This window comes from uncultured Roseovarius sp., assembly GCF_913054395.1.
GTDB lineage: Bacteria > Pseudomonadota > Alphaproteobacteria > Rhodobacterales > Rhodobacteraceae > Roseovarius.
The window spans coordinates 1-4,974 of the sequence record NZ_CAJXIP010000198.1 but is presented as its reverse complement, the minus strand read 5'-3'; the positions used below and the strand labels follow the sequence as shown (position 1 = coordinate 4,974).

The 4,974-nt window shown below is 60.5% G+C and carries 7 protein-coding genes and 1 tRNA gene; 2 read left to right on the top strand and 6 right to left on the bottom strand.

Annotation, left to right across the window (positions count from 1 at the left end):
* The 3 genes from QZ522_RS17775 to QZ522_RS17765 all read right to left on the bottom strand — a co-directional run.
* Positions 1-782, bottom strand: a 782-nt coding sequence (locus QZ522_RS17775) for an alpha/beta fold hydrolase (protein WP_294614734.1), incomplete at its 3' end; no start/stop codon positions are given.
* Between the two features lie 104 nt (positions 783-886).
* A complete protein-coding gene (rpoH, locus tag QZ522_RS17770; protein ID WP_294614732.1) occupies positions 887-1,783 on the bottom strand; it encodes an RNA polymerase sigma factor RpoH in 897 nt (298 codons plus the stop codon).
* A gap of 133 nt (positions 1,784-1,916) precedes the next feature.
* Positions 1,917-2,963, bottom strand: coding sequence for an RluA family pseudouridine synthase (locus tag QZ522_RS17765; RefSeq protein ID WP_294614730.1), 1,047 nt, complete (start codon positions 2,961-2,963; stop codon positions 1,917-1,919).
* Here QZ522_RS17765 and QZ522_RS17760 point away from each other — a divergent pair.
* The gene (locus tag QZ522_RS17760; RefSeq protein ID WP_294614728.1) at positions 2,962-3,267 is read left to right on the top strand and encodes a DUF6476 family protein; all 306 of its coding nucleotides are present in this window, start codon (positions 2,962-2,964) and stop codon (positions 3,265-3,267) included. The genes QZ522_RS17765 and QZ522_RS17760 overlap by 2 nt on opposite strands.
* Before the next feature lie 13 nt (positions 3,268-3,280).
* Here the strand turns inward: QZ522_RS17760 and QZ522_RS17755 are convergent.
* Positions 3,281-3,357 (bottom strand) — tRNA-His (locus tag QZ522_RS17755).
* Positions 3,358-3,578: 221 nt separating this feature from the next.
* Between QZ522_RS17755 and QZ522_RS17750 the strand changes: the two genes are divergently transcribed.
* Complete coding sequence (locus QZ522_RS17750) at positions 3,579-3,767, top strand: DUF6324 family protein (protein ID WP_294614725.1); 189 nt, start codon at positions 3,579-3,581, stop codon at positions 3,765-3,767.
* Here QZ522_RS17750 and QZ522_RS17745 read toward each other — a convergent pair.
* The gene (locus QZ522_RS17745; protein WP_294614722.1) at positions 3,762-4,196 is read right to left on the bottom strand and encodes an MmcB family DNA repair protein; all 435 of its coding nucleotides are present in this window, start codon (positions 4,194-4,196) and stop codon (positions 3,762-3,764) included. The genes QZ522_RS17750 and QZ522_RS17745 overlap by 6 nt on opposite strands.
* Positions 4,197-4,494: 298 nt before the next feature.
* A complete protein-coding gene (locus QZ522_RS17740) occupies positions 4,495-4,830 on the bottom strand; it encodes a hypothetical protein (protein WP_294614720.1) in 336 nt (111 codons plus the stop codon).
* Between the last annotated feature and the right edge of the window lie 144 nt (positions 4,831-4,974).

Genomic DNA, 4,974 nt, shown 5'->3' with positions numbered 1-4,974 from the left:
TTCAGAAAGGGCTGCCGCAATGTGCCAATCGCCTCAGCCTGACGATCAAACAGATCCGGGTCGATATCCGGCGACATCAGGGTGACACCGCTGATGCCCGCCAAAAGCCGCCTGTTGCCGCTTAGCGCGGCCTGACGCAGGGCCTCCATCGTGAGGTGAGCGCCCATCGAATGGGCCAGCAGGAACACCTTGTCTCCGGGCCGCGCCGTCAGCCGCTCAAGCAGCGCCACAAGATCGTCGCGCGCGAACAGAACGCTGTCGCGGTCATACACATAGCCGCGCGGATCGCCCGCCGAGGGCCAGGAGAACAGAAGCGCGGGCATGTTCGTGGTGAAATCGCTCTGGATCTGGGCCAGCCGGTACATCGATTCAGACAGGGTATTGTTATAGCCATGCACGAAGACCAGCGTTTCACGCCCCGGTTTCTTTCGCCGGATATCGCTTAGCATCGGCACCGGCCCGTCAAATACCTCGGTTCCGGTCACCACGAAATCGGTGGCGGCATCTGGCGCGCCTTCGGGCCATTCGATCGCACCGGTCTGATGGGTCGGGGGGATGGATATGTCGGTGCGGAAATAATTCATGCCGCTGGGGCGTTTAAGCCCGAAAATCGGCCCGGTCTTATCCAGCTCGCGTTCGGTCGCGACATAGATCGGCTGAATGGTGGCGGCGGGATGCGGCGCGGCCCGCTCGGCCGTCATGCGCGGCGCACAGGCCGCGAGCAGCATCACCAGCGCAAAGAGGCCAAGACCGACACGGGTCAGGCGCTTGCGCCCTGCCATGTCGGCCCTTTGTCCACCTGCCGCCAATCCCATCGCCTGATCCATGAATCGCAGTCCCCACCTTCGCGGCAGAACCTACTTGGAATATCGGTGCCCACCAAGGATTATGCGGAGGCCAGCATGCCTTTTTCCTGTGCAAGCGCGCGCATCCGCTTTTGCAGCTTTTCAAAGGCGCGCACCTCGATCTGGCGAATACGTTCGCGGCTCACGTCATAGGATCCGCTCAGATCCTCAAGTGTGACCGTCGTTTCGCTCAGGCGGCGTTGCGTCAGGATATCGCGCTCACGCTCGTTAAGCACATCCATCGCCTCGCTCAGCAATTCGCGGCGCGCATCAAGCTCGTCGCGGCGCTCGTAATCGCCGGCCTGATCGGCATCTTCATCCTCAAGCCAGTCCTGCCATTGCATGGTGCCTTCGCCTTCGGAGCCGACAGTCGCGTTAAGTGACGCATCTGCACCGGCCATACGTTGGTTCATGCTGACCACTTCGTCCTCGGTTACACCAAGGTCGGTGGCGATTTTCTTGACCACATCCGGGCGCATGTCGCCGTCCTCGAATGCCCCGATCTTGGCCTTGGCCTTGCGCAGGTTGAAGAACAGCTTTTTCTGCGCCGAGGTGGTGCCAAGTTTCACAAGCGACCAGCTGCGCAGGATATATTCCTGAATGCTGGCGCGAATCCACCACATGGCATAGGTCGCAAGACGAAAGCCGCGCTCGGGGTCAAAGCGTTTGACCGCCTGCATCAGGCCGACATTCGCCTCGGAAATCACCTCGGCCTGCGGCAGACCATAGCCGCGATAGCCCATGGCGATCTTGGCCGCCAATCGCAGGTGGCTGGTGACCATCTTATGCGCCGCTTCGGTATCCTGTTCCTCGGCCCACCGCTTGGCGAGCATGTATTCCTCTTCCGGTTCCAGCAACGGGAACTTGCGAATTTCCTGCATATAGCGGTTCAATCCGCCTTCTGGTGTCGGAGCCGGCAGGTTTTTATAGTTGCCCATGGCTTCATCCCTCTCGATGTTTATATCGTTAACATCCACATGGGGCGTCACTCCGCCCGTTTCAAGATGTGTCGGAATATATAACGCAGAGCTTACGCTTTTCCGTCGCGGGAAAATTGATTTTGCTCAGATTTCAGGGGTTTTCCGGCGAAATCTCGCTTCGCAATGCCTCGATCAGGGCGGTCATATCGCTTGGCAGGGCGGCCTCGAACCGCATTTTCTCGCCGGTTACCGGGTGGGTAAAGCCCAGGATCGCGGCATGAAGCGCCTGGCGCGGAAAATTCTGCGCGGCCTCGATCCCCGCCTGCGAAAGCGCCTTTTGCGACAGCTTGCGGCGCCCGCCATAGACCGGATCGCCGATAAGCCCGTGACCGGCATAGGTCAGATGCACCCTGATCTGATGGGTGCGCCCGGTTTCAAGCCAGCATTCCACAAGGCTGACCGTGGCGGGGGTGCCAAAGCTTTCGACCACGCGGGCGCGGGTCACGGCATGGCGACCGCCCTGAAACAGCACCGCCTGACGCTGACGGTCGGTCTTGTGACGCGCCAGCTGTGTGATGATGCGGATCACGTTGCCCGGCTCAAAGCTTACGCCGCGCACGCCGCGCAGACGCGGATCGCTGGCATCCGGCGCACCATGCACGATGGCGCGGTAATAGCGCTCGACGGTATGGGCCTCGAATTGCGCCGCAAGGCCGTGATGCGCCGCGTCGGATTTGGCCACCACCAAAAGGCCGCTGGTATCCTTGTCGATCCGGTGCACGATGCCCGGCCGCTTGGCGCCCCCCACCCCGGACAGGCTATCGCCGCAATGATGCAAAAGCGCATTCACCAGCGTGCCCTCGGGTGTGCCGGGCGCCGGATGCACCACCATGCCGACAGGTTTGTTGATCACGATAAGATCGTCATCCTCAAACACCACCTCAAGGGGAATATCCTGAGCGCCGATATGGCTTTCGCGGGCCTCGGGCACGGTGATCTCGACAAGATCGCCCTCGGCCACGCGGGTCTTGGCATCTTGCACCACGGCGCCGTTCAACCTCACGTGCCCCTCGGCGATCAACCGCATGAGCCGGGTGCGCGACAGGTTCGCCGCCTCTGGCACATCACGCGAAAGCGCCTTATCAAGGCGCGCAGGCGGATCACTTTCGATCGCAAAGCTAAGCGGGGCCTGGCCCATGGATGATACCCCTCAGCCGGTCAATCCGGCGATGCTGAAATTCCTGATGCGGCTGGTCACGGTGCTGACCGCCACGATGATTGCTGGCCTTCTAGTGATCATTGCGCTGTTTGTCATCCGCTTCTCGGATAGTGACGCGGCGGACCTGCCGCAAAGCCTCACCCTGCCGGACGGGGCGCAGGCCACGGCCTTTACCCAAGCCGCGGGTTGGTATGCGATCGTGACACAAGATGACCGCATCCTGATCTATGACCGCGCCACCGGAAAGCTGCGCCAAAGCGTGACGATCGAGCCGGGAAATTGACAAAGGGGTGGGATGGTACCGCCTCCCCGGCTTGAACGGGGGACCTCTGGATCCACAATCCAGCGCTCTAACCAACTGAGCTAAGGCGGCACTGTGGGGCGATTTATCTTTCCCCTCGCCCGATTGCAAGCCTCTTAAAGGGTGATTTCCATGCTTTGTTCAACAAAGCTCAGCGAGAAAGCGCGAACCCGCCTTATACCAGCCAGGCGCAGGACAGGATAAGCTCTGGCCATGCCGCGCGGCAAACCGTGAAGACTCTTGCCAAGCAAGTGGGAAAAGAGTAGCTCATCGCCTGTTTCAAGGAGGCAGCCATGGGCATCAACAGCGAGAGCGATATCGAAGCAAACCTGCAAATCGGACCGACCGATCAGGGCATGGTGCGCCTGTTTGTTGAAGGTCAAGGCATTGAAATCCCGATGGACTTCACCCCGGAAGAGGCCGAGGAAATCGCCTCTGAACTGATCGCATCAGCCAAGGCCGCGCGCGCCAAATCCTCATAATCCCGGATCAAGCACCGCGTGCAGGCGCCGCGCCGCGTGGCGGGCAAACCGGCGCGTCAGGGCCGCCCGCCGGGCCGCCGCAAGCCGGGTTTCCGGCCCCATGCGAATGATCTCGGCGCCATAGGCGTCGGCCATGATCAACCCGGTACCATCGGGCAACAGCTCGACCGGGAAATCCGGGCCGACCGCCCAGAAATATCGGTCGCACCATTGCAGATAGCCCCGCCACTTGCCGTCCGACATGAAATCGGCGCGGCTTGACTTGCACTCCACCACCCAGATTTCGCCCTTGGGGCCAAGCGCTATCACATCCACGCGGCGCCCCCGTTCCGGGGTGAATTCCACAATGGAATCAAAGTCATGGCCGCGCAGATGACGGCACACGCCCCGCGCCAGAAGCTGCCCCGGTTGCGGGGCTTGATCCCTCATCTTCTCCATGCAGGGATTATGAACAAAGCACGAACGCAAACAACCCCTTGTCGCGGGGGCCTGCAAGGCCTACCTATGGGCTGTGGCGGGTGCTGCCCTTCTCGTGAACGGTTGCATTCCGGTGGCCTTAAGCAATTCCGAGGGAGCTGGCTCTGTCCGGACCGTGGTCCGTTTATCCGGTGCCCACCTGTACATACAGGTCCTCGGGAATGAGAGAACCAAACGGCTGCGTGCGGGCCCGTCACACACTTTCCGCCGCGTCTTACCGGAACTTGAATTGTTCTTGTCGCACCGCGACTTAGCGCTTGCGCCAGGTCGTGCGCTTATGACCCTGATCCACAGGGACCGGGATTGCGACATAGTCCCGCTGCATGATGTGCTGACGATGCCCGCCACGCGGTTCGTCGTCATCGTCATCCTTCATGCGCATCACGGCGATGCCGAACTGGACACCCGCAAAAACAATCCCGTTGGCGAACCAGAGAATCACCACCGCAAGCAGCCCCTTGTCGGAATGGCTGACCAGATGCCAGAGGTTCGCAATATTGAACCACAACAGCATCGCCACAAAAACACCGGCAAGACCAAATCCGATGGCAACCTGCGTGATGTAAAGGCGGACGAGCTTGGGCATTAGGGCGAATCCTTCTGATACACTGCCAGTATAGCCGCTTTACCTCATTTTCCCAAGGGAATGGCTAATTTAGGGTAAAGAACGCGCTTTTTTGCCCGAGCAGGCGCGCCTTTTTCTTCTTGCCGGAAATATCCCGGGGAGTGT

Bases quoted from the DNA above. Each gene is read 5' to 3' on its own strand.
- rpoH (WP_294614732.1), bottom strand. From the start codon at position 1,783: ATGGGCAACTATAAAAACCTGCCGGCTCCGACACCAGAAGGCGGATTG.
- QZ522_RS17760 (WP_294614728.1), top strand. From the start codon at position 2,962: ATGGATGATACCCCTCAGCCGGTCAATCCGGCGATGCTGAAATTCCTG.
- QZ522_RS17765 (WP_294614730.1), bottom strand. From the start codon at position 2,963: ATGGGCCAGGCCCCGCTTAGCTTTGCGATCGAAAGTGATCCGCCTGCG.
- QZ522_RS17750 (WP_294614725.1), top strand. From the start codon at position 3,579: ATGGGCATCAACAGCGAGAGCGATATCGAAGCAAACCTGCAAATCGGA.
- QZ522_RS17745 (WP_294614722.1), bottom strand. From the start codon at position 4,196: ATGAGGGATCAAGCCCCGCAACCGGGGCAGCTTCTGGCGCGGGGCGTG.
- QZ522_RS17740 (WP_294614720.1), bottom strand. From the start codon at position 4,830: ATGCCCAAGCTCGTCCGCCTTTACATCACGCAGGTTGCCATCGGATTT.